This window comes from Lacrimispora sp. (assembly GCF_032078915.1).
Lineage (GTDB): Bacteria > Bacillota > Clostridia > Lachnospirales > Lachnospiraceae > Lacrimispora.
Window position 1 is genome coordinate 16,572 of sequence record NZ_DAMAUN010000055.1, and the last position, 24,231, is coordinate 40,802.

Sequence of the window (24,231 nt, forward strand, 5' to 3'; positions counted from 1 at the left end):
GGCGTTCACAACGCCCTTATATTTACATCCAAAGCAGACAAATGATTTATAATTTTATCATTGTCTTGATTCTCCAACTCTCGAATGATATGGAGATAGGTTTCTTGCGTGGTAGTTACACTAGAGTGCCCCAACCGTTTGGCAATACTGGCGATAGAAACTCCTGCAAAAATTAAAAGTGATGCATGGGTATGACGAAGACTATGTATTGAAATCACAGGGATTCCTGCTGTTTTGCATAAGTGTTTCAGCCGATTATTGACTGTTGAATTGAAAACTCTTCCCTGTACAAAAATTAGTTCATCGGTCGCCAAATTCTTGGTTAATGTTTCAAAGTTTATAGCCAATGATAGATCTATTGGAATGACACGCTTAGAAGATGTATTTTTCGTTTCCATAAAGCCACCCCCAGCACCTTTATAATTCCATGTTTTTGTTATGCTTATTTTGGGGGCCGAAAAATCAAAATCGTTTGGAGTTAGCGCAAGTGCCTCCGAAAAACGAAGTCCTGTTTTAGAAATAAGAAGAATAAGCCAATCCCAATTTGGACTATCTGTCAGTGATAAATTTTTCAGCAGAGATTGCAGTTCAAATTGACTTAGGTACTTGTTTTTCCTTTTTGTGGCTGCCTTGCCTTTTATAACAATCTTTCGAGTGGGGTCTGTTGCCAACAGACCTTCATCAACAGCGTCTAAGATTGCACTTTTTAAATGATGGTGAAAATCCATTGTCGTTTGCCTCTCATGAGTCTCAGCATAATCATTGAGTAAGGTTTGGTAGCTTCTTTTATCCAGTTCGCAAATTTTCAAATTTGGAGAAAGCTCGGTAAGCCTCCGCAATGTCATTAAGTATTTTTGATATGTAACAGGGCGAACAGCACCATGCTTATATATTTTTATCCATTCGGAAAAATATTCATGAAAATATTGCGACGATATTTTGCTTGTAATCATAAAAAAGCCTCCTGAAATAATATGATGATAAAGTTAACATCCCTATTATAGAGGAGACTTCAAGCTTTGTTGTATACTATATAAACATTTTTTGCAAATATGTAGATTTCAATCGTTTTAATTGGCTTAACTTTTGTTGCTGCACAGATATCTGTACGTCAAGATTTCGAAAGAAATCTCCGATTGCAGTTTGTTCCTCATTTGCTGGCAAATAAACTTCTTGAGCCTTAACCAATTCAGAGTTTAAATTGACTTGGCTTCCCGGTTGACCGTATTGCTGCCACTGTGGGCGGAACATTTCCAGCCATTGAAACATAAATTCTTGTTCAAATTTTGGATTCAAAAAAATTAAAAATCCGTCATGTACTCCAGTTTTAATATAATTAATAACAGGTTTTCCAACAGTCGCAGCAATACTGAATAAAAGGTGAGGGGTTCTCAAGACCCTGGTTTTACTTTGCCCGGCCTGAGATATTTTTTGCTCAAGATGATTGATGCGCCCATTTTGTTCAGTTACATCAGAAATACGAAGCCAACCGACATCAGAATTTTTATCAAACCACTTTGGATTTTGGATAGGTCTTGGTGATGCACCTCTCACAATATCTGAAATCTTCCCTATGGTTGTTCGTTCCCAATCGCTTGTAAACCTGGAGAACCTAACCTGTGGTACATTCTCGCCCGCCTGCGGAAACATCCGCTGTAAGTATCCACGCTTCAATTCTTTTAGCCCATCTAGCTTACGCTTATGTAGGGTGATAGCATCATCAAGAGTGAGGAAGAAATTACTGATGGCGGTTTGTTCTTCAATAGTAGCTGAAAAGTCTACAGTAAATTGTTTCATTTCTGAAGCCAATATATGTTTTATAGTATTTCCAGTCGTTATGTAATCCAGCTTCTTTTTTGATTCTAGAGTTTGAAGTTGATAGTTTGTAAAGTAAGGGTTAATATTGTCTATCGAATTTTGAAACATAATAAGTGCATGAGCAGCAACACAGTCTAACTCTTTTGGTATTACAGCGGTGTGTCCAACATGACCTGATTGAACCATAACTAAGTCTCCGGTATGTAGCCATTTATCACGTTGCCCTTGGTAAAAAGCCTCATTGATAAACACTTCCGCATTTCGGTTAATTTGGCCTTCTTTAATATTGTTTGATTCTAAATAGAAATATCCATCTTCTTCGCTTTCGACATAATAAGGTGTAGCTGTACCAACAAAAGCATTTCTGATGTTACGATATACCGCCCCTAACTTTCGCTGTTCCCAAGCGTAAATTTTACATAAAATATTTACCACCAAGGGTTTTATTGGGTTTTCAATACAAGACTGGATATAAATAAAAGGAAAATCTGTTTCTGGCAGAGTTTTCTTTTTCAGAAGATCCGTTAAACTTATGCAGGAAGTAGATGCGTTTAATGTTGTCCTATTCAGCATGAATGTAATGAACGAGCTGATCCAGCAATAAGTTGCACATAACGAGCAGCCTACTGGAAGAATATCTGAGCTTAATCCAATTCTGCTCAATCGCTTTCTTATTGTGTAAATGTAAGCGGGTACCATGATTGTAGTGATAATCTTGTAAAATAAATTCTTTGTATGTCATTAATTATTCTTATGGTGGAAGATAGTAGGAATATGTAAAAGTAATAAATTTTTTATAAAAGAAAATTGATAAGATTATTTTTATGGAGCTTAAAGTGTGATATAATTTTTATAGATTATTATGATAAAGAGAGGATATGCTAAAATAGACAGCGCTTATGGTGAAATCTGACAAATACAGGGTATTTTGCGCGATAATAAAGTGGGAATGATTAAACCATCCAATCGGTATGGCATGGTTGAGCTTGAGACATTAGTATCATAGTATATATAAATGGGGAAGGAAAGGCTGGAAGAAGATTATGATAATAATTATATGAAAAAAGCAAAGTTATGCCATCAGTTTATAAATAAGGCCTGGCTGTTTGAAGAAAATATGTTATAACAAGTTCGTGATTCCTTTTGGATTTCTACAACTTGGTCTTCAAACGCTTTGTAAGGAAATACATTGACAATCAGTGAAACAAAGGCGCTTCTTGAAGACGGAATTACAGTTAGAGGAAAATCCCTTAGAGAAACATTTGAAACTTATGAATAGCTGCGCTTATGATTACATGTTTTTTCGATTGATAAGGATACAATTCGGGAGTCGGTTATTAAGGAACTTTCACCAGCTTTTTTATTCTGGCATATCTGAAAGCAAGGTAGGAGTATATAGAACGATACATGTAGTTATTACAGATTCATCTTATTCGGTTTGTGTCCCGGACGAGATAGGACAGGAAATATGATTCGATTACCTTTACTGCAGAATTACATCGGAGTTTTATATTTATCCATCCATTTGAAGATGGGGACGGAAAGACGGCCAGGCAGCTGATGAATACGGCTTTGATACAAAGGGGATTTGCCTTGTGTTATCTTTCCTTATATGCGTAATGACTATATTCTGGCTTTGGAAGGAGTGTACGCAGAGCCGGAGAAATTTATCCGGTTTATTGCAGAGATGGAGTGGAAGGCAGAAAATGACTTTACCAGGGCAGTGGGGCTTGAGATGCCGGAACTGAAAAATACTTAAGAGAAATAATTGTGGCGGAGAATACTATGATGCAGTTACCATATTCTGAAAATTTGAGTATTGAGCGTTTAGGAAGATTGTTTGATAAGATGAGTGAGTCTTATAAGATATTTTGGTTTCAGGCAATTGTGAATAAAGTAATTTCCGGGAAAGAGACGCTGACATATCAAGAATTGATAAATGAAATGCTTGCAGATTCCTGGTATATGGTGTCGGAGTATAAATTAAATCTGGGTCCGTCGGATACACTGGAAGCTTTAGTTCATTATATCCATGAAATCAGTGGTCTGAAAACCAGTGAAAAGAAAGCTAATATTATTAACTACTTGCAACAGTGTAAAGATAAGAAAGTGGTTGATATGAAGCGGACTTTGACTTATTTTGTTCCCTATCGTTTGCAAGCTCCTTTTGTTGAAACTTTTGCAGGGCATGAATGGAACCTTTCTAAACCAAATCTTACAATGAGAATGAATCGGGAAAAAAGACTGATATATTATTATGCGGATATTTGCGGAATGGACACTTCTATTTGTGTACGACCGGAATGGTGTACCTATATAAGAAAAAATCAGGAGATATTAAAGGGGTGGATTCAGTATAATTTAATTATGTATTTGCAACGGAGAAATCCGAATGTTCCGGGAATTTCCAGTAAATTAGAGCCGCCTCAGGACAGGAAGTTGAATAAAGTCATTAAGTATTGGAAGACAATTATGGAGATTACTCCTGTTTCTGATATTTATGGAAATGAAGTATTGACGGGAGAAACACTTTCGATTGATCATTTTATTCCGTGGTCTTATGTAGCTCATGATGAGTTTTGGAATCTGCATCCGACTACGAAAAGTATAAATAGCAGCAAAAGTAATAATCTTCCGGATTGGGATAAATATTTTACGGCATTGTGTGAGAAAGAGTATTTTTCATATCTGATGATGTGGAAATATGATCTTATACATAAAGAATTTATTAAGTGCAGTAAAGCGCATGTAAATAGTGACGATGTGATGATGAAGTTGTATAGAGAGAATTTATCAGAAATTGAATTTAAAGAAAATTTGAACAATATCTTGTTGCCTATATATAGCGCAGCTAAAAATGCAGGATTTAGGGATTGGTTTTACAATAGCATGAAATAATATTAATACAAGATATCTCCTTTTTTGCGAATACAAGATGTATTGAATTAAGAGGATATTTATGTGAATCGGCTATTTTCCTTTTATATTAAACAACCAAAATTGTTTTCGGTAGACCTAGAGGTAAAAGATATCACTTTAATGCAGTACGCCTGATTAAGGCAAGGCCTCTCTGTAAAATGTATCTTATGTTAGAATAATTGTTCGTATTTATTGCGTATTCTCTGAATCGTCAAAGACATTGCCAAACCAAATGAAACCAAATGATAGTTGTAATAATTGCGATTTTTCAACAAGATTGTGGTAAAATATTATATGAGAAATAAAACAAAGGAGGCAGATTATGAATAATAATTTGATCTTAAAGAGATTCTTTTCAAAATCAATGCTAGCAGATCTGCTTTCACAAGAAAAGAGTAGTGTTTTTGAATGTGTAGTAAAGAGATATATTAAAAGTCCAAATGGAAAGACATATGACGAATTAATAAGTGAAATTTATACCTATATGGGTAAGGAATATAGAACAGAGTATTTGTATAAGAACACAATTTTAAATAAACTGCTTTTTGCAAAACATGATTATAGAAAAACTGTAGCTTTAACAGAGCTTCCAATCGATAAATCAAAAGCAGATTTTGTAATGATAAATGGTAAAGGTGTTATATATGAGATAAAAACAGAATTAGATAATCTGGACAGGATTGAAACTCAAATACAAGACTACTATAAAGCATTTACAGAAGTGATAGTGGTAACTTATGAGGAAAATGTAGAAAAAGTAATGGCTACGGTTCCAAAGAGTGTTGGTATTATGTTGTTAACTAAACGTCAAGCATTAAGATCAGTTAGAAATGCAGAAATTCTAGATAAATATCTAGATTATTATACTATATTTAAAATTTTACGAAAGAGCGAGTTTGAGCAAATACTATTGGACAATGGGTTAAGACTTCCTGAAGTAATTCAGTTTGAATACTATAAGGAATGTTATAATTTGATTCGAGAAATAAATATTCAAGAATTGCAGAAAGAAATGTTAAAACAGTTAAAAAGCAGAATGAGAATTGAAGCGGTAGAGTTTTGCTTGGACTCTCCCGAAGCGTTAAGATTTTTAATATATTTTGATGGAAAAGTTCGGGCAAAAAGAAATGAACTTGAGATGATGATGAAAAAAAGCTATGGAGGTTGATTATGTATTTCCCATATTTAAGAGGGCGTCAGTTTGAGCTAATTGCAGTAAGAGAGTTGCTAGAGAAGGAACTAATTGGAAGCAATATTGTTCCAATCATTGAACCAGTTAAACTTACATCAACATTGGTAAAAACGTTACAGCTATATACAGAGAGGGAACATAAAATAGCTTTAATAATGAACCCAGAAGTGGGAGACTTTGTTTTAAAGGTAAAAGAAAAAAGGAAAGCTCAGGATAAAGTGGTTGATGAATTATATAAGCAACTTGAATCAGAATGTATGATTAAAGCCTATTTGATGAAGAAAAATACTCCTGCTCAATTGAAGAAGAAAACAGATATAGAAAAGTTTATGATTATTAATCCAAAACGTGATTGTTTGGATGATTTTGTCGATGTTTATAGTAAGCAGGAACCTACTTATACGTTATTGCCGGATGATAGAGGCTTTAGCAGAAAAGCACCGAATTCAAAAGTGGTATTCGTAGATCGATTTGAAAAGGCTGCAAGAAATTCTGATTATTGTAAAAATGTAGATGGCTTTTTCTCTGAAGATCATTTATATTACAAATCAGAGGGGTTTAAAGGATTTTCTGATTTTTCTGTTGTTGGTGCAGAATATAATGAATCAGGATTTGCCCCACTGGCAGTAGCAATTCATATTGTATACTTTGACAAAAACAAGGGGTTAAGAGTAAGACATTTTGTTTCAGACTCAAATGAGGATATTAATGACCCTGCTAGAAAGTTTGGTGAAGCTGTAAAAAAATTAGTTGATTGGGTGGAAGAGACAGGGCAGTTCAAGACAGCTGGATTAAGTAGTTTTATTGAATGCTATAATACAGGTAAATATCCAGGATTGGGGACTGTAAAAAAATATTCGATAATGCACCATTTAGAACTTATGAATATGTTTTTAGAAGGAGAACTTTAGTGCTGATTGGTATAAATTGCTTTAGGGATATTGAACTTCGATCAATCATTGGACACCCCAATATTAAGGGAATCTGTGAAATAACAGGAGAAATAGATGTTGCTGTTTATGATACTGATGAAGATAATATAATAAAAGATTATATATCCGAGATATTAAACATATATTCACCAGCATCTGATCTACCAAATGATTTTCCAATTGAAAATCTTAATTATATAGAGCATATATTATTTGAAGAATGGGAAATCTTTAATACATCAAGAGAAAATATAAAACGTATTGTTATTGAAATATGCAAGGATATATATACTCAAGATTCTTTGTTTTTTACTGAAAAGGTCGGAATGGAAAAATTGTGTGATTTTGAGTTTTTGAGAAGAAATAGTCTTCTGCGAGAATCATCATGGGAAAAGTTCATGAGTTCAATAAAAAATATAAATCGTTTTCATTCTAATCATATAAATCTAGAGCTATTAAATGAATTTTTATGTAGTCCGCAAATGCAACGAATAGTGCCGAAGGATTCAGATGGTTTTTTTAGAGCTAGAATTTCTGATGAAAATGGAATAAAAAAAGAAGAAATGGGGCCACCTCCAGCGAAGAAAGCCACTGCAGGACGAGCAAACTCTGCAGGAATTAGCTGTTTATATTTGTCAAATAATATTGTGACTACGTTACATGAAATTCGAGCAAGAGATTTAGATCATGTATCTATGGCATCGTTTAAACCTTGCAGAGAATTGAATATTGTAGATCTTTCTAATTTAGATAATATCAGTCCTTTTTCTCAGGGGAGCTTTGATTATGAATGGTTTGCTATTAATATGTCAATCCTGAAAAAAATAAGTACGGAAATAGCCAAGCCATTAAGAAGGCAAGATAGTGACTTGGATTATTTGCCTGCACAATACATATCTGATTTTGTTAAAAGCCTCGGATTTGATGGGATATGCTATAGAAGTTCTTTAAATAAAGGTGGACTTAATTATGCTTTCTTCGATTACAAAAAATTTAAATGTATTGATGTGAAATTGTATCATATAAAGTCAATGAATTATGAAGTGGAAGTTTGTTAATCGTATAATCCTAAAAAATTAAAGAAGTGTATAACGTATAAAAGATTATTTTAAATTAATTTTGAATTATCGGAAAAAAGAAAATGTTAATCAAGAAATTAGAGGACGTTTAAATGAAAATATGAGTTGGGTGTATAATGTTAATAAATCACTCATCTATTTTTTACTAATTACTTCTGTTTGAGTAGTTTTGTATGAAATCGGTAGCATAGAACGACGGAGAATCTAAAGCTAAAAATACATTATATAAATTTAAAGTACGAATCTATACAAAAAAAGTATGATATTTAGCATGGTATATTTTAATTATAAAAGTAAACTGGAAAAAGGCGGACGGAGATAAAGAGAAGGGCAATGGAAAATTTTATTGCAGAACTAGATTATTTTTATGCACAAGCAAAGTTGAAAGATAATATTAAAAAAGGTAATAAAAAGTATGCAATATATATACCAATATATATTGGGGAAAATGAAAAACAAAATACCAATTTTTTAATTAAAAAAAATGAATTTACAAAATACTTATTTATTGGAAATGGAGCAAGAGTCTACTTTTCAGATGCCGATATAATTTCAATGTTATTACAGATAAGTAATGAAGATATAATGAACGAACTCGTTGTAGGATTAAAAAATTTGTATCGAGGAAATGGGAATAAGTATCAATTTTTTATTGATGATACACAGTATGAAAGTATAGGGTTACCCCCAATATTTAATTCGCAGATTTTACTAAATCCACAAGATATAGATATGGATTTTGAAAATGTATTTTTATTGGTAAATATGATATTAGCAAAGGACGCAGCCGCTGTACCGTTATGGGGAAATAAGTATGAGTTTATGAAGCATACAATTGTAAAATACATATCATTGCTGAAATACTATTACTTTCATGATATTCTTGCAAAAGATTACCTAAATGGAATTGGATATGATATAGATTGCAGTATATATGAGAATTATAATACAGAGGAAAGGCGTAGTGCCAATAATAAGTGTTTTTATGATTTTGATATATTTGAAAAGTCGGGAATTTTATGATATAATTATTTAGGATCCTAGTATGGCGACTTGCCGCCTCAGCGTTTGAGGTTAAAGTAAATAGAATTTGGATAAATTTGGTCGACGATGTCGAAGCTATGCTGAAAAGTGAATTTATTTTGAGAACCTTCTTATTCCGGCAATCTTGCCTCCATAAGAAGAACCTCATAATAAATTAACTTTTTCCAAATAATTATTACCAAATTTAAGTAGGATCCTTTTTATTGGAGAAAAAATGAGTAGATATATTTTTAAAGAACAAAGTATAGAAAAAGAATACAGATATATATTTTTGTGCGGAGCGCATTACAATAAAAAAGATAAATTAGATAAAAGGAAAGTTTTAAGAAAATATTTGGAATCTGTAGATAATTGCTATAGACCAATTATATTAGAGGAAAATTTTGTTTTTACCAAAAATAGTAAAAAATATTTGGTATATGATGACATTCATATGAAGGATTTGTACCAAGTTGAAATGCTGATGAATTACTTGGCGGATAATAATATTATTATACATGAAAGTATATCTACTGGGGCGGAAGCAGGACTTTTTTTGAGTGAAAAAAATGCAATATGTAAAACATGCCTACTATTGCCGGATGAAATAGCAGTTGAAGAAAATAAATTAGGGCAATTTTTGAGGTTGGCTTTTCAACAAAAGGAACCGTATTTAAAAACAATCACATATTATCCAAGAGTGGAAGAAAATATTTGCTCTCAAAATTTTAGAAATTGGCATACTTATTTTTATGGTGATCAAATTGGGAAAAATTTAGAACAAGAAATTATAACTTTTCTTAATAGCAGAAATGTGCCAAATTTATTGAAATTTTCAAAATCAGTTTGTAAAATTGATGAAGGTCAAATACATTATAAAGTAATAAATGGCGAATTGAGTATAACTGCATTACCAAGAATTATAATGATATGCGTAGCTAGTGTATTAAATATTGATAACATCCAAAAGAGTATTTTTAATTCAAAAAGTAAAGAATTAAGGGAATATATACAAATTATAAAAAATGCAATGGAAGAGGTGTTTATTAATACAGTCGAAGAGATGCTAGGTAAACAAATAAGAGGGTGTTCGATTAAAGCAAAGATGAACATAAATGGTGTATATATATCTCAAATTATTGGAATGAGTTTATATTTATTTCAAGCGGCTGGTTTTATTACTATAATAAAAGATGAAGATTATGCAGATACAAGGAAGCTGTGTATTAATAGAAAGATGCTCTGCAGTAGTGAAAGAAAAAACCATTTTTTTTATGAAAAATATTCTTCTTGTATTGATATTGTGGTAGGGGTACAAATTGTATAGAAGAGGCGGAAATGAATGATCAATTAATTGTAAAATATATTAGAACAAAGGGGAAAATTAGAAAAATTATAACGTATAAAGAAAATAGTGATCTTAGAAAATATCATGAATTAGTAGTGGATTATTTGAAAAAAAATACTATTAATTCTATTTTTGCAAAAGCATATGTACCGAAGTCTTCAATTTACAAAAATGCTGAAGCTCATCTTTATAATGATATTTTTTTAAAGCTAGATATTAAAAACTTTTTTCCGAATATTAATCATCAATATCTGGCAGAACGACTTTTTTTTGAAATAAATAAAACAACTCAAATTAGTAAAAAGGAATGCTATGATATTGTACGAAAGTGTAGCGTTGGAAATAAAGGTCTTCCATTAGGACTTGTAACTTCACCGGCATTAGCTAATATATACATGAAAGAGTTTGATGGAATATTATATGGGAAGATTAAGGCATTAGGCCTCATAAACCCTATTTATACTCGGTATGCTGATGACATGGTAATATCCTTTAAGTTTAAGCCCCATTATGAAGAATGCATTAAAGAAATACACGAAGAAGTTAGTTTTTTATTAAAAAAGGTTCATTTATCTTTGAATGAAAAGAAAACTTCTTTAGTAAATTTAGAACAATCAAACCATGTTAGGATTACAGGTATTAGTATAACGAGAGATTCTAATAATTATAGGCATATTAGTATTGGAAGAAAATTAAAGAATAATATTTTTTGGAAAGCAATAAATCTTTATGATAATGAAAATAACAGAGAGATTACTGAAGTTGAGCATCTAAAAGGGATATTTTCTTTTGTCCTATCGATTGAAAAGTGTGGGGTAGATAATTGTTATTCGGAGAGAATGAAAGAATTGTTGCATAAACGTGGATTTCAAAATGTAAAAGAATTAGTTGATGCTTTATAAAATTGCAAACTGTATTTTTCAGAGAATCGCCTTGAGATTTTGATAAAATCCTAAAAGTGATGTAATAGATACTTTGATTACGTAGATAGTTTTTTTGATTTTTGGGCAAGCGAAGTGCATTCTAAAAATGAAAGCGCTTTAGTATATTTCCATAACAGATGAAATGAGGGGGATTTACAGTTTATGAATTCATTTGTTTGCCCCCCGCTTGCGCAAACCCCACCCGGCACGCCAAACCCTCCTTTTTCCTACATTTTTTGAGCGATCTCCAGTTCAAATCTTGTTGTCGCCTCTTTTAAGAAGTGCTTCAAATCCGTATTTTACAAGGGTTTGAAGCATTTTTTTGTTTTATTAAAATATGCATACGCCTTTTAAAATGTGTAGTGAGTACATATTAATAAATTACGAATACGGATTTCTGTAAAATTAAGTTTAATAATTTTGTAGGATATGATACTATTGAATAGATAATTACAACAAAATTATTTTATAAGTCTATATAAAGGTTATTGGACTTACATGAGCGTTTTTTCGTTAGGAGGATTTAACTTGACAACGATAAAAATACACGAGAAAATAATATTGGATATTTATGCGAAGATTTATACCAACATAATAGAAAGTCAAACTACGGTCTTCTTGTGTGGAGGAGTTAAAACAAATCCCTCTTATATCAGAGATGATGTAAGGAAATTAGCGCTTAAAAAGATAGGAGTTAATATATTATACCCTGAAGATATGTTTATTGAAATGCTAGAGAAAGATAAAAGTTCAGATTTGCTTAGTTATGAAAAATTTTTAGCAGATAACTGTGATTGTATTTGTATTATTTGTGAAAGTCCTGGTTCATTAGTGGAACTCGGGGCGTTTATAAACAACGATGTGACAATGCCAAAAGTGATAGCGTTGTTAGAAGAATCGAGGAAAAAAGATAAGAGTTTTATTATGTTAGGACCTATAAAATATCTTACTAAAAAGACTCATAAGGACAATGTGATTTTTTATAACAAGGACGATTTGGTCACATTATCGGAGAAATTGGTGACTAAGGCTAAAACTTATAAGAAAAATTCCGGTAATTATGGGATTGATACTATTATTGGAGTTGTTCAATATTTGCCTTTATTATTATATTTTTATAAGTCTTTAACCTACCAAGAAATAAAGGAATGTTTAGATATTATATGGGGAAAATATAAAATATGCGTTCTGGAAAAGGATACATTAATGAATGCGAGTTTGAAACTATTATTTAAAAATAGGACAATTTTCAAAGAAAATGTTTCAAACAGGTCCCTTTATGGGTTGACAAAAAGTGGATATGAATTGGTATATACTAAATTATATTACACTACAAACAGTAAAAACAGAAAATGTAATTCAAAGTTGTATGATTCAATAAGATTTGATATAATAAATAAGTCTTTATATGGTAAATAAACCCACTGTCCTAGATGTTACTACTTATTACATAAATGATATTTATTTTTGGAGGAGTAGTTGGAAGTGGTTCGCTTCCTATAGTACTATGATAACAACACATTTTCTAAATTATCCGGCAACTTCCACAATAGTGAAAGTCACCGAATAATTTACAAAACAATATTTATGGTAGGATGGTGGGTTTATGAAAAATACGAATAAATTCTTATTAGAATGTCTGAAGTTGCCATTAATTGAAACATACGATGATTTAAGTGACCAACTTTCGCTTAGTAAAACTATACTATATTTATTTGATAGTAAGACAGCATCATTTTATTATTCTTTTAATATTAACAAAAGAAATGGGTCTAAAAGAAAGATAGATGCGCCTACTCTAAGGTTAAAATTAGTTCAAAAATGGATTTTGGAAAATATTTTATATAAAATTCCTATATCGAATCAAGCTATGGGCTTTAGAAAAGGAAACAATTATAATATTAAAAGTAATGCTGAAATACACAAACATAATATATATTATTTGCAAATCGATTTACATAATTATTTTTCATCGATAAATAGAAATAGAGTATTCTACATATTTAAAAACATAGGATACAATGATACAATTTCAAACTGGTTTAGCAATGTCTGCACATTAAATAGCCAGTTACCTCAAGGAGCAGTTACATCACCCTATATATCAAATATAATTAGTAGGAATCTTGATAAACGATTAGAAGGTTTCTGTGTTAAAAGAGAAATATATTATTCTAGATATGCAGATGATATGACGTTTTCTTGCGATAACAAGGAACAGCTTAGACGCATTAAAAAAATTATTTATGATATAATTAGTGATGAAGATTTCACTGTTAACGAAGATAAGACCAGATTTATGTCAAACTATACACAGAAGCATATTACAGGGATTACAATATCTAATGGTAAATTAAAAGCATCAAAGGATATTAAGAGAAGATTACGAAGTATGATACATAGAGCTATAATTTCAACTGATTATTCTAAACGTAATATTATTCTAGGATATATTTCGTTTGTTAATTACATAGAACCGGGATATAAGGATAAAATTATTCAGTATATTAATGGATATCAAAAGAAAGATATTACGTATTTTGAGGATATAGTGGAAGAATACAATAAAAATAAGTTCTTTAAAGAGTGTAATGATTTGAAACTCGTGAAATTAAAAACTAAGACAATTTGGGAAGATGAAGAAATGGAAGAGTATTTGGCTGACATTTACGCTGATAGAGACCATTTTCTTGAATCAAGAAAATAGATTATAACTTATGTAGATTAATATAATTAAAGTTAGTTTTATGGAGTTTAAATTAAATATAAGGTGCAAAATAGGTTAAACCAGTATCAAAGATTTAAGACCCTACTTTCTATGCATCCGGTTATGTTCAAATCTGGTTGTCAAATTTTTTTAGTATGTTTTTAAATCATGATAATGTTCATGTGTATGCAAATTGTATGCAAATCAAGAGAGGAATTGCAGAAAGCTCCTTTCTACAAGCGTTTTCAACGGCGAAATCCGTTCAAATCTGATTGTCACCTCTCTTAGAAAAGCCTCAGAAACCTGATAAAATAAGGTCTCTGAGGCCTTTATTGTACCGTCAGGATTTTTGCGTTTTTTCTGTTTACATAGGCTTTTACATATCATCTATCTCTCATAACTCATTTGTTCAATTTCAATCAACTGTTCTATATCCAGTATCGTAAACTGGTTCTTATCAGCAGCAATGATTTCTTCATTATCCATTTTTTTAATCTCATGAATTAAAGAAGTTCGGTATACCCCCAGATAGCTTGCCAGCTCGGTCTTGTTAAAAGGACACTGGAACGTCAGGCTGTTGTTTTTGGTACGCTCATACAACAGGTAGCGGACTAGCTTAATCCGTACGGAATAGGTGCTAATTAAGTACATCCGGTCAAAGTCACGTTCAATGTGAGCCGTCAGAATTGCAAACATATTGGATATAATGCGTGTGTCAGTTTTGGCAATAAACTCATGACTGGCCATGCAGGCCGGAATCATGAATTTGACAATTTTACAGCGGTTGCGGGCGTATAGGGCGGTGATGGACCGGGCATTGTTGTAAAATCTGGCAATAAAGCCGAACAGGTAATTTTCGTCGGCAATGCCAATCAGTGTATGTCCCCCATGAAGACTGTCGGAATAAATCCCCAAGGTGCCGCTTAAAACAATACCAATATAGCCGGGAGTATCATCTTTGGAAATGATACATGCCCCCTGCCCATACTCCTGCACCTGGTAAGGAAATTCCTTAATAAAATCTTGTATCGCAGCTTCTGGTATATCCTTAAACAGATGACATGATTGTAATGCATGTATGATATCTGACATAGAGTCCTCCGAAAATTAGTAAAAAAACACATAGAAAATCTAATGAGTGTGCTCAGAAACACAACTTTGCACAGTTTAATGCTATATAATGAATCCAAGTTTATGATTAGTGTAACGACAAAATGATAAATTGTCAAACATTATAAACCAATAAGACAGAAGGAGGAACAGTTTTGGAAGCAACGTTTGAAAAAGCGCTGGTCAAAGGATTTGAAAAGGTAGATTATTTGGTTTCCAGCTTAAATGGGTTCCCTCATATCACCAAAGGGGGCAGGTGGCTGGAGAACCGCAACGGCCACTGGACAGGAGGCTTCTGGACGGGTCTGTTATGGCTTCATTATCTGGAGACAGGTGAAGAGCGATTCAAGGAAGAGGCGTTACTGCGGGCGGGACAGTTAGCTTGCAGAAGAAATGACAATACGACTCATGACCAGGGATTTATCTTTGGCCCAAGCTGCATTATGGGCTATAACATTACCGGAAATATGGAATTGAAAAAGCAGGCTTTGGATGGCGCCGGAAATATGTTTGATCTCTATGACCGACACGTGGAACTAATCAGGGCATGGGCAGAGACAGATTATGAACGGATTGCTATTGTGGATACAATGATGAATTTGCCAATCCTTCTATGGGCGGCAGACCAAGCCAATAAAAAGGTTTACTGGGAGCTGGCTCTTTCGGTTATTGATGTAATCCAAAAATATCATATCAGGGAGGATGCCTCTACTTATCATGTGGTTCGCTGGGATGAAAGTTACCGGATCACCGGCGGTACTCATCAGGGGTATGCTGATGAGACCTGCTGGTCCAGAGGACAGGCCTGGGCATTTTATGGGTTTGCCAATGTATACCGCTATACCGGAAATGCTGAGTATCTGGAGCAGGCAAACCAATTGGCCCGGTACTATATCGATCATCTGGATGCTGATTATCAGGCCAGATGGGATTTTGTGTTTGGGGATGATACCAGTCAGCCGGTGGATTCTTCGGCCGGAGCCATTGCCGCCAGCGGACTGCTGCTCCTGGCTCAGCTGTATAAACAGATGGGCAACGAGAAACAATACCAATATTTTAAAACCAACGGTGAAGCCATTGTCAGGAGCCTGATCGAGCATTGTTTATACGAAAGGACAGACTGCTATGGCATTCTGGAGAAAGCTACCGTAGATTTACCCAGAAATTCGGGAATCGGTGAATCGACCATGTACGGTGACTATTATTTTATGGAGGCGTTGTACCGTATCAAGTATGAAGATAACGAAGAAAAAATAGCTCTTTTATACTAGAAGGAGGGGATACGATGTCAAAGATTGTGTCACGGGAAGCTGCAATCGGCCTGATTAAAGAGGGCAGCTGTGTGTGGGTGGTAAGCTCGGGCGGCGGAATCAATGAGCCGAAGTATTTCTTAAAAGGACTGGAGCAATCCTTTGTAGAAACCGGCAAACCGGGTAAGTTGGTTTTATGTCACAGCTCCGGGATTGGAGATAAGCATGGCGGAGGTTCCGACTGCTTTGCTCATCCGGGAATGGTCCGCAAGGTAATCGGCAGTCACTGGGCCTGGTCGCCGGCGATGTCTGATATGGCGTTTTCCAATAAGCTGGAAGCTTATATTCTGCCTCAGGGTGTGATGGTTCAGCTGGCGAGACAGATTGCCGGGGGGAAGCCTGGACTGATCAGCCACGTGGGCCTCAAAACCTTTATTGACCCGCGAATCGAAGGCGGTGCTTTGAATGATATTTCCAAGGCGGAATTATCGGAAGTGATGGTCATCGGCGGCAGAGAATATTTGTTTTACAAGGCGTTTCCCATTGATGTGACGGTTATCAGAGGTACGACAGCAGATGAAGACGGCAATATTTCCATGGAACAGGAAGGCATGGTTTTAGAAAGCATCTCAGCGGCTCAGGCAGCCAAAAATTCCGGCGGAATTGTGATTGCCCAGGTGAAGCGTCTGACCAGACGGGGCTGCTTAAAGCCATTGGACGTAAAGATCCCGGGGGTTTTGGTGGATGCGGTTGTGGTAGATCCAGAGCAGAAGCAGTCTTTTATTACCGACTACGAGCCGGCTTTCACCGGTGAAATCAAGCTTCCGGAGGTTCCGGGACTGGATACAGAGTTTGATGTGCGGATGGTAGTAGGACGTCGTGCGGCCATGGAGCTGAGGAGCGGTGATTGTGTGAATCTGGGCTTTGGGATGCCGGATACCGTAGCGGCAGTAGCTTCCAGGGAAGGCGTTTCAGATCAAATTACACTTTCGGTTGAGCAGGGAATCATTGGCGGAGTACCGGCCTTAGGCATTAATTTCGGCCTGGGCTACAATCCCCAGGCAATTATTGATGAGGCATACCAGTTTGACTGGTATGACGGCGGCGGGCTCGACATTGCCTTTTTATCCTTTGCAGAGCTGGATCGGGAGGGAAATGTGAATGTCAGCAAGTTTAACGGCCGGGTAACCGGAGTGGGCGGCTTCATCAACATTTCACAGAATGCCAAACGAGTAGTGTTTATTGGGACATTTACGGCTTCAGGATTGGTGACCTCCTGTCAGGATGGCCGGCTGTGTATCGAAAAGGACGGAAAGTATAAAAAAATGGTGGATCGGGTTTCACAGATCAGCTTCAGTGGAAGTTATGCCGCCATGAATGGGCAGGAAGTCTACTATGTGACTGAGCGGGCAGTATTTAAGCTGACTGCTGCCGGCGTCATGCTGGTGGAAATTGCTCCGGGCGCAGATTTACAGAGAGATATCCTTGACCAGATGGGATTTGAGCCGCTTATCAGCGAGACGATGCAGGAAATGGATCAAAAGATATTTTCCGATTGTCTCCTTGGACTGAAACGCAGATGGGAGGAGAATTGATGTATCAGACCATTTTATATGAGAAAAAGGGAGGGATTGGGTTAATCACGGTTAACCGGCCCCATATTTATAATGCTCTTTCCAAGGAGGTTTTGGGGGAGTTGCTTGATGCGGTAAATGACCTGGAACAGGATTCGGAGGTGAGGGTATTCATTATTACCGGGAGCAGTGAAAAAGCCTTTGTATCCGGTGCTGATATCAATGAGCTTCAGAATCTGACTCCGGCCGGGGCGGTGAATCAGATGTATCTGGGGCAGCAGGTATTCAGCCGGATCGAGCAGTCGTCAAAGCCCAGCATTGCGGCGGTCAACGGATATGCCCTGGGGGGCGGCTGTGAGCTGGCTATGGCATGTGATATCAGAATTGCTGCCAGAAGTGCAAAGCTTGGACAGCCGGAGATTAATCTGGGCAATATGCCGGGCTGGGGAGGAACCCAGCGGCTGCCCCGGCTGGTGGGAACGGCCAAGGCCAAAGAATTGATCCTGACCGGAGATATGATAACCGGTGAAGAAGCAGTGGCAATCGGGCTGTGCAATCATGCGGTGGATTTGGAAGTGCTGATGGATAAAGCCTTTGAGATGGCTGAAAAGATTGCCCGCAGAGGTCCTCTGTCGGTGGCATATGCAAAAAAGGCAGTTCATTTCAGCCAGGAAATGTCTGTGGAAGCCGGAATGGTAATGGAAGCTTTTGGCGTGGGTCTATGTGTCTCCACCGAGGATCAAACCGAAGGAGTAAATGCCTTTCTGGAAAAGCGAAAGCCCGTTTTTGAAGGAAAGTAGGAGGGACCGGATGGAAAAGAAAGAAGTGATCATAAGACTTGAGAATGTCAGGAAGTCTTTTTCCGGCGTACCTGTCTTAAAAGGAATTGATATGACGGTTTATAAGGGCGAGGCATTGGCCCTGATCGGCGAAAACGGCGCCGGAAAGTCGACTCTGATGAAGATTCTTGCCGGCGCTTACAGCAAGGATGAAGGCCGGATCTTCATCGATGAGGAGGAAGTGGAAATTAAGAATCCCATGGATGCCAGAAGTAAAGGGGTCAGTATTATCTATCAGGAATTGTCGCTGATTCCGACGATTACTGCCGCGGAAAATGTGTTTTTAGGACGGCTGCCAAAGCTTGGCAATGTGGTGGACTGGAAGAAAATCTATAGGGATTCGGCCGGTTATTTTGAGAGGATTGCGCTCCAGGTAAATCCCAGGACCTTGATCCGGGACATCAGTATCGCCCAGCGGCAGATGGTGGAAATAGCCCGGGCCTTGAGCTTAAAATCCAAGATTGTAATCATGGATGAACCGACCAGCTCGCTGGCTGATACGGAGGTGGCCAAGCTGTTTGAAATCATTAACCAGCTAAAGGCGGAAGGGGTCAGCGTTATCTATATTTCCCATAAGCTGGAGGAGGTTCTGACGATTTGTGACCGGGTTACGGTGCTGAAAGACGGAGCGCTGTCCGGAGTGCGGGATATCAAGGATACCAGCAAGGATGAACTGGTCAGCCTGATGGTAGGGCGGGATCTGGATAATTATTATCCGAAACGAAAGTCTAAGCCAGGCACGGAGGTTTTGTTGGAGGTAAAGAATTTAAAGTCAGGCTCGGCTGTGAAGGATGTGAGCTTTACCCTGCATAAAGGGGAAGTGCTTGGCCTTGCCGGTCTGGTGGGAGCCGGGCGTACAGAGACCATGCGGGCCATCTTCGGTGCGGATAAAAAGGACAGCGGTCAGGTGTTTCTAAACCAGCAGGAGGTGCATATCCGAAAGCCGAAAGATGCGATCCGGCTGAGAATTGCATTTGCTACGGAGGACAGGCGCATTGAGGGGCTGGTCATGAAAATGAGTGTAAAAGAAAATACGACTCTTGCCAATTTTTCCTCGTTTGCCAGTCCGGCCGGGATCATGGATTTAAAAAAGGAAAAGCAGATTGCCAAAGAATATGTGGAAAAACTTCGGACCCGAACGGATTCCATCAACAAAATTGTGGTGAATCTAAGCGGCGGCAATCAGCAGAAGGTGGTGATTTCCAAATGGCTCAATACTCATGCCCAGGTTTATATCTTCGATGAACCGACAAGGGGCATTGACGTTGGGGCAAAAGCGGAAATATATCAGCTGATGATTAATCTGGCCGAGGACGGCTGCGGTGTCATCATGGTCTCCTCAGAGCTGCCGGAGGTTATGGGCGTCAGCGACCGGATTCTGGTTATGCATGAAGGGAAGATTGCCGGTGAGGTCGCAAAGGAAGAGGCCACGGAAGAAAATATTATGGCATTTGCTGTGGGAGGAGTTTAAACACAGATGAAAGAGAAGAGTAAAATTAGCAAATTATTAGTGACATACGGAATTGAGCTGGTACTGGTTGCCATGATTATCATTGCTTCTGCCTTAGAGCCATCCTTCCGGTCTTTTAATAACTTCATCAATGTAATCAGACAGGTTTCCATCACCGGTATGCTGGCCATCGGTATGACGTTTATTATCATCAACGGCAATATTGATTTAAGCGTCAGCGGTATCGTCGGTTTTGCCGGCATGGTGGTGGTTATGATGCAGGCACAGGGATTTGGGTTGATCTTATCCATTTTGGCAGTTATTGTGATTGGGCTGCTGATCGGTGTCTTAAATGGTTATTACGTATCAAAAGGTCTGGCTCCTTTTATTGTGACCATGGCTACTGATACGATGATCCGCGGACTTGCTTATATCATTTCCAATGGCCAGCCAGTATGGGGGGTTGCGAAAGGATTTGATGTCATCGGTCAGGGATTTGTGTTTGGGTTTGGCAGCTTTAAGGGAATTCCCATTCCGGTTATTATTTTTGGTGTGGTGGCGGTTATTGCCCATTTTATCTTAAACCATACTACCTACGGACGAACGGTCTACTCAGTCGGCGGCAATCCGGAAGCTTCCCGTCTTTCTGGTATCAGCATTGTAAGATCCAAGATTTTTGTGTATTGCATCTCCGGTTTTTTAGCAGCTCTGACGGCAGTGGTGCTGACCAGCCGCTTATCCTCCTGTGATCCGACGGTAGGTGTGGGCTTCCAGCTGGATGCAATTGCCTCCACGGTAATCGGCGGAACCAGCATGTCGGGAGGGGAAGGCAAGATTTATAAGACGGTAATCGGTATACTGATTATCGGAATTTTATCAAATGTTTTGAACTTAATGGCGATTAATCCATACATACAGCAGTTGGCAAAGGGATTGATTATTTTCCTGGCAGTAGTATGGGATAATTCAAAAAGACAAAAAGCAGTTTAAAGGAGGAGGTTTTTTATGAAGAAAAGGAGTAAGATTTTAACAGGGGTTATGGCAGCAGTATTGGCAGTGTCCGCAGGCCTCATGGGATGCTCGGGAAGCGGGGCAGCAACGGCGTCGACGGCGGCAACCACCGGTGCACCGGCAGCGCAGTCAGAGGCAGCAGGAGGCCAGGAAAGCACGCCGGCGGCAAGCCAGCCGGCCGCAGAGCGCAAGATCGTTGTAGGCGTGTCCCAGTGCCATATGAATACGCCTTACCGTGTGGCGCTGAAAAGTGAGATGGAGAATATTATCAAAGAGCAGAACTTAAGCTGGGAACTGATTTTTACCGACGGTCAGAACAATCCGGCCAAGCAGACCAATGACGTTGAGGACCTTATTGCTAAAAAAGTAGATGTTATCATTATGAGCCCGACCCAGTCCCAGCCACTGGCGCCTGTAGCGAGAAAGGTTATAGATGCAGGGATTCCGTTGATTTTAGTTGACCGCACGATCAGTACCGAAGACTATACCACATTTGTAGGCGGTGATAATAAGATGATTGGAACCATTACGGCTGAGTACTTTGCTGAGCAGTTGAGCGGTAAAGGAAATATAGTAATGATGCAGGGAACCCTGGGTGCTTCCGCAACTCTGGACCGGGAGATCGGTTTTAAAGAAGCCTTGGAGCAATATCCAGACATGAATCTGATTGTGGATTTATCGGCAGATTATAAACGTGATGTGGCAATGAAGACAATGGAAGATATTCTTCAGGCGAACAAAGATATTCAGGCTGTATTCTGCATGAGTGATAACATGGCTCTTGGCGCTCTGCAGGCTACAGATGCAGCCGGGCGAACGTCCGAAATGCTGATTACAGGAGCAGACGGTCAGAAAGAAACCTTTGACAAGATTAAAGAAGGAAAGCTGGCAGCAACTGTACTTTACCCTACCGGAGCAGCAGAAGCGTTTGAACTGGCCAAGGAAATTCTGGATGGAAAATCTGTGGAAAAAATCAATCTGATTCCGGTTACACTGGTAACGCCGGAGAATGTAGACGAGCTGTATGATTCCGGATTCTAAAAAAGGAGATTACGATGAGCAAATTACCTTTTGAAATAGGGGATACCTTTACCTTTAGTAAGACTATCGGTGAATCGGATGTGTATCTGTTTGCCGGAATAACGGGAGATCTGAGCCCTAACCATGTGAATGAAGAGTATATGAAAAAGACAGTCTATCAAAAGCGGATTGCTCATGGTGTGCTGTCACTGGGATTTGCTTCTACGACGTCCACTATAGTAGCAGAGAAGGCCCCAATGCCCAGCGTTTCTTATGGTTATGACCATGTACGCTTTGTTAAACCAGTTTTTATCGGTGATACGCTGACTGTTACGTATACCATTGCGTCAAAAGATGAGGAACATGATAAAACAATAGGGAATATTGAGATTACAAATCAGGCTGGACAGGTGTGCACAGTGGCACAGCATATTCTCAAGTATTTTCCATAATAATTGGGTTGTCAAGGTTTTGTAGATATAAAGTTAAGAGGATTTTATGAATGTTGTTCTTTAAATTGAGAGGGAGTTATATACCCAAGAGCAGAATGAATCCTTTTAGTATTATAATATCACTCAATGTATGTAAAAATATCATCTCGAGCTTGTTCCGGAGTCTCATAATGAGCATCCGGAATAAGCTCTCTTTTTATAGTAAAAAGGCAGACGGAAGGCCCGCCGCTTCTCCGTATAAGCCGCAGCAAGCGTTAGGACGCTCCTTAGCGTTACCCCATTCGTGCTGCAGTAATATTTTAATCAAATTTTCCTTTAGTAATTCCGTTTCCACTAAAGTATGTTCATGCCCACCTTGAAAGGATCTTTAATTAAAGTCGCTTTGCTTTAAAATAATGACCCAGTTTATCTGTAGCAATAATTGCATCACAGACTATTTCGGGTGTTAATGTTAATGGCATGTTCCCCATTGTATCATTAGGGCTGCATGCTAATTCTGCAACTTTCATTAATTCATCTATTTTAATCTCATGAATTCCAAGATCCTCCAGAGTTGTTGGCAATCCGATATCTAAACAAAAGTTCATCACTTCTTCAAATTCTTCCGGAGAAGCATTTTCAAGTACTAATTGAGTTAAAGTACCAAAAGCCACTTTCTCGCCATGGTAACACTGATGTGTTTCATGTATAGCTGTAAATCCATTATGAATCGCATGGGCTGCTGCGATACCACAGCTTTCAAAACCAATACCTGAAAGATATGTATTTGCTTCAACTATGTTTTCCAGTGCTTTTGTACATACTTTTGCTTGCGCAGATACAAGAGCTTTAATGCCGTTAGCAAGTAATGTATCATAGCATAATCTGGCAATTGCCATAGAGGTGATGGTATAGTAGCCGCCAATAAAGTTAGGACTGTTTGACTGCATACATGCACGGGCTTCAAAATAGGTTGCCAGCGCATCTCCCATACCAGATACTAGTAAACGTGCCGGAGCACGGCTAATTACCTCAGTATCGACCAAAACCATGTTTGGATTCTTAGGAAGAAAAAGATAATCTTCAAATGCGCCGTCATCTGTATAAATAACCGATAAAGCACTGCATGGAGCATCTGTTCCGGCAATGGTAGGAACGATTACTACTGGAGCTTCTGCGTAAAAAGCAAGAGCTTTTGCTGTATCGTGGATCTTTCCTCCTCCAATTCCAACAACTACATCACAACCAGATTCCTTAAATACTTTCACTAAGCGGTCAATTTCTTTGCGAGAGCACTCACCTTGAAAGATTTCGAAAAATAATTTTGTATTAAATTCTTTTGCACTCTTTTCGATAGGTTCTTCAACACGTCCCTTACCTGATTCACTAACTAAAATAAAGGGCGCCTTTCCTATATTTTGCAAATGTTTACATAGTTCACCTAATATCCCTCTGCCTTGAACGTAACGTTCAGGGCTGCCAATTATATTAGCCATGTTAATTCCTCCTTAGATTGTTTATTCAATAATTATATATCGATAATTATTTATCGATATAATATATTATATTTTTATCACACATAAATGTCAATCCAGATAAGTAATT

At 37.3% G+C, this 24,231-nt stretch carries 22 protein-coding genes and 1 pseudogene; 18 read left to right on the top strand and 5 right to left on the bottom strand.

The genetic code is table 11. The features are described from left to right. Positions 1–5: 5 nt before the first annotated feature. Together RT269_RS19500 and RT269_RS19505 are read right to left on the bottom strand one after the other, a co-directional pair. A complete protein-coding gene (locus tag RT269_RS19500; protein WP_313185086.1) occupies positions 6–953 on the bottom strand; it encodes a site-specific integrase in 948 nt (315 codons plus the stop codon). 76 nt (positions 954–1,029) lie between these two features. Beyond that, entirely contained in the window at positions 1,030–2,481 is a 1,452-nt protein-coding gene (locus RT269_RS19505; protein ID WP_313185087.1) for a restriction endonuclease subunit S, read from the bottom strand. A gap of 813 nt (positions 2,482–3,294) precedes the next feature. Between RT269_RS19505 and RT269_RS30450 the strand changes: the two genes are divergently transcribed. The 11 genes from RT269_RS30450 to RT269_RS19555 all read left to right on the top strand — a co-directional run bounded on the left by RT269_RS30450 (position 3,295) and on the right by RT269_RS19555 (position 13,941). Then, the gene (locus tag RT269_RS30450) at positions 3,295–3,438 is read left to right on the top strand and encodes a Fic family protein (RefSeq protein ID WP_442913832.1); all 144 of its coding nucleotides are present in this window, start codon (positions 3,295–3,297) and stop codon (positions 3,436–3,438) included. Continuing rightward, positions 3,407–3,577, top strand: a complete 171-nt coding sequence (locus RT269_RS19510) for a hypothetical protein (protein WP_313185088.1) — start codon at positions 3,407–3,409, stop codon at positions 3,575–3,577. Before RT269_RS30450 ends, RT269_RS19510 begins: the two co-directional genes overlap by 32 nt. A 26-nt stretch (positions 3,578–3,603) precedes the next feature. Continuing rightward, positions 3,604–4,716 carry an HNH endonuclease domain-containing protein gene (locus RT269_RS19515; protein WP_313185089.1) on the top strand — a complete coding sequence of 371 codons (1,113 nt, stop codon included), beginning with the start codon at positions 3,604–3,606 and terminating at the stop codon, positions 4,714–4,716. A gap of 343 nt (positions 4,717–5,059) precedes the next feature. Further along, complete coding sequence (locus RT269_RS19520; RefSeq protein ID WP_313185091.1) at positions 5,060–5,905, top strand: sce7726 family protein; 846 nt, start codon at positions 5,060–5,062, stop codon at positions 5,903–5,905. 2 nt (positions 5,906–5,907) lie between these two features. Continuing rightward, positions 5,908–6,840 carry a sce7725 family protein gene (locus tag RT269_RS19525; RefSeq protein ID WP_313185093.1) on the top strand — a complete coding sequence of 311 codons (933 nt, stop codon included), beginning with the start codon at positions 5,908–5,910 and terminating at the stop codon, positions 6,838–6,840. After that, complete coding sequence (locus RT269_RS19530; protein ID WP_313185095.1) at positions 6,840–7,919, top strand: RES family NAD+ phosphorylase; 1,080 nt, start codon at positions 6,840–6,842, stop codon at positions 7,917–7,919. The genes RT269_RS19525 and RT269_RS19530 overlap by 1 nt, the downstream gene beginning before the upstream one ends. Before the next feature lie 354 nt (positions 7,920–8,273). Next, positions 8,274–8,963, top strand: a complete 690-nt coding sequence (locus RT269_RS19535; protein WP_313185097.1) for a hypothetical protein — start codon at positions 8,274–8,276, stop codon at positions 8,961–8,963. 235 nt (positions 8,964–9,198) lie between these two features. After that, positions 9,199–10,290: a hypothetical protein gene (locus tag RT269_RS19540; protein ID WP_313185099.1), complete on the top strand. Its 1,092-nt coding sequence runs from the start codon at positions 9,199–9,201 to the stop codon at positions 10,288–10,290. 11 nt (positions 10,291–10,301) lie between these two features. Next, a complete protein-coding gene (locus tag RT269_RS19545) occupies positions 10,302–11,213 on the top strand; it encodes a reverse transcriptase domain-containing protein (protein WP_313185101.1) in 912 nt (303 codons plus the stop codon). A gap of 549 nt (positions 11,214–11,762) precedes the next feature. After that, positions 11,763–12,653, top strand: coding sequence for a retron St85 family effector protein (locus RT269_RS19550; protein ID WP_313185103.1), 891 nt, complete (start codon positions 11,763–11,765; stop codon positions 12,651–12,653). 187 nt (positions 12,654–12,840) lie between these two features. Continuing rightward, on the top strand, positions 12,841–13,941 hold the full coding sequence (locus tag RT269_RS19555; RefSeq protein WP_313185105.1) for a retron St85 family RNA-directed DNA polymerase: 1,101 nt from the start codon (positions 12,841–12,843) through the stop codon (positions 13,939–13,941). A 387-nt stretch (positions 13,942–14,328) separates the two neighbouring features. On the opposite strand, the gene RT269_RS19560 is transcribed toward RT269_RS19555, so the two are convergent. After that, positions 14,329–15,033 (bottom strand): Crp/Fnr family transcriptional regulator, encoded by a 705-nt coding sequence (locus tag RT269_RS19560; RefSeq protein WP_313185107.1) that lies wholly within the window; start codon positions 15,031–15,033, stop codon positions 14,329–14,331. A gap of 173 nt (positions 15,034–15,206) precedes the next feature. On the opposite strand from RT269_RS19560, the gene RT269_RS19565 reads away from it, so the two are divergent. The 7 genes from RT269_RS19565 to RT269_RS19595 are packed head-to-tail and all read left to right on the top strand — an operon-like array spanning position 15,207 to position 22,647. Next, complete coding sequence (locus RT269_RS19565) at positions 15,207–16,322, top strand: glycoside hydrolase family 88 protein (protein WP_313185109.1); 1,116 nt, start codon at positions 15,207–15,209, stop codon at positions 16,320–16,322. A 14-nt stretch (positions 16,323–16,336) separates the two neighbouring features. Next, on the top strand, positions 16,337–17,896 hold the full coding sequence (locus RT269_RS19570; RefSeq protein ID WP_313185111.1) for an acyl CoA:acetate/3-ketoacid CoA transferase: 1,560 nt from the start codon (positions 16,337–16,339) through the stop codon (positions 17,894–17,896). Beyond that, a complete protein-coding gene (locus RT269_RS19575) occupies positions 17,896–18,675 on the top strand; it encodes an enoyl-CoA hydratase/isomerase family protein (RefSeq protein ID WP_313185112.1) in 780 nt (259 codons plus the stop codon). The genes RT269_RS19570 and RT269_RS19575 overlap by 1 nt, the downstream gene beginning before the upstream one ends. 10 nt (positions 18,676–18,685) lie before the next feature. Then, complete coding sequence (locus RT269_RS19580) at positions 18,686–20,185, top strand: sugar ABC transporter ATP-binding protein (protein ID WP_313185114.1); 1,500 nt, start codon at positions 18,686–18,688, stop codon at positions 20,183–20,185. 6 nt (positions 20,186–20,191) lie between these two features. Then, positions 20,192–21,154, top strand: coding sequence for an ABC transporter permease (locus RT269_RS19585; RefSeq protein WP_313185116.1), 963 nt, complete (start codon positions 20,192–20,194; stop codon positions 21,152–21,154). Between the two features lie 15 nt (positions 21,155–21,169). Beyond that, on the top strand, positions 21,170–22,216 hold the full coding sequence (locus RT269_RS19590; RefSeq protein WP_313185118.1) for a substrate-binding domain-containing protein: 1,047 nt from the start codon (positions 21,170–21,172) through the stop codon (positions 22,214–22,216). 14 nt (positions 22,217–22,230) lie between these two features. After that, the gene (locus RT269_RS19595; protein WP_313185120.1) at positions 22,231–22,647 is read left to right on the top strand and encodes a MaoC family dehydratase; all 417 of its coding nucleotides are present in this window, start codon (positions 22,231–22,233) and stop codon (positions 22,645–22,647) included. 44 nt (positions 22,648–22,691) lie between these two features. On the opposite strand, the pseudogene RT269_RS30455 reads toward RT269_RS19595, so the two are convergent. Together RT269_RS30455 and RT269_RS19600 are read right to left on the bottom strand one after the other, a co-directional pair. Beyond that, positions 22,692–22,760, bottom strand: a pseudogene (locus RT269_RS30455) (hypothetical protein); the annotation flags it as partial. A gap of 258 nt (positions 22,761–23,018) precedes the next feature. Further along, positions 23,019–24,122 (bottom strand): glycerol dehydrogenase, encoded by a 1,104-nt coding sequence (locus RT269_RS19600; RefSeq protein WP_313185121.1) that lies wholly within the window; start codon positions 24,120–24,122, stop codon positions 23,019–23,021. Positions 24,123–24,231 lie beyond the last annotated feature (109 nt).

Bases quoted from the DNA above. Each gene is read 5' to 3' on its own strand.
- RT269_RS19500 (WP_313185086.1), bottom strand. From the start codon at position 953: ATGATTACAAGCAAAATATCGTCGCAATATTTTCATGAATATTTTTCC.
- RT269_RS19515 (WP_313185089.1), top strand. From the start codon at position 3,604: ATGATGCAGTTACCATATTCTGAAAATTTGAGTATTGAGCGTTTAGGA.
- RT269_RS19520 (WP_313185091.1), top strand. From the start codon at position 5,060: ATGAATAATAATTTGATCTTAAAGAGATTCTTTTCAAAATCAATGCTA.
- RT269_RS19525 (WP_313185093.1), top strand. From the start codon at position 5,908: ATGTATTTCCCATATTTAAGAGGGCGTCAGTTTGAGCTAATTGCAGTA.
- RT269_RS19535 (WP_313185097.1), top strand. From the start codon at position 8,274: ATGGAAAATTTTATTGCAGAACTAGATTATTTTTATGCACAAGCAAAG.
- RT269_RS19540 (WP_313185099.1), top strand. From the start codon at position 9,199: ATGAGTAGATATATTTTTAAAGAACAAAGTATAGAAAAAGAATACAGA.
- RT269_RS19545 (WP_313185101.1), top strand. From the start codon at position 10,302: ATGAATGATCAATTAATTGTAAAATATATTAGAACAAAGGGGAAAATT.
- RT269_RS19555 (WP_313185105.1), top strand. From the start codon at position 12,841: ATGAAAAATACGAATAAATTCTTATTAGAATGTCTGAAGTTGCCATTA.
- RT269_RS19560 (WP_313185107.1), bottom strand. From the start codon at position 15,033: ATGTCAGATATCATACATGCATTACAATCATGTCATCTGTTTAAGGAT.
- RT269_RS19570 (WP_313185111.1), top strand. From the start codon at position 16,337: ATGTCAAAGATTGTGTCACGGGAAGCTGCAATCGGCCTGATTAAAGAG.
- RT269_RS19575 (WP_313185112.1), top strand. From the start codon at position 17,896: ATGTATCAGACCATTTTATATGAGAAAAAGGGAGGGATTGGGTTAATC.
- RT269_RS19580 (WP_313185114.1), top strand. From the start codon at position 18,686: ATGGAAAAGAAAGAAGTGATCATAAGACTTGAGAATGTCAGGAAGTCT.
- RT269_RS19585 (WP_313185116.1), top strand. From the start codon at position 20,192: ATGAAAGAGAAGAGTAAAATTAGCAAATTATTAGTGACATACGGAATT.
- RT269_RS19590 (WP_313185118.1), top strand. From the start codon at position 21,170: ATGAAGAAAAGGAGTAAGATTTTAACAGGGGTTATGGCAGCAGTATTG.
- RT269_RS19595 (WP_313185120.1), top strand. From the start codon at position 22,231: ATGAGCAAATTACCTTTTGAAATAGGGGATACCTTTACCTTTAGTAAG.
- RT269_RS19600 (WP_313185121.1), bottom strand. From the start codon at position 24,122: ATGGCTAATATAATTGGCAGCCCTGAACGTTACGTTCAAGGCAGAGGG.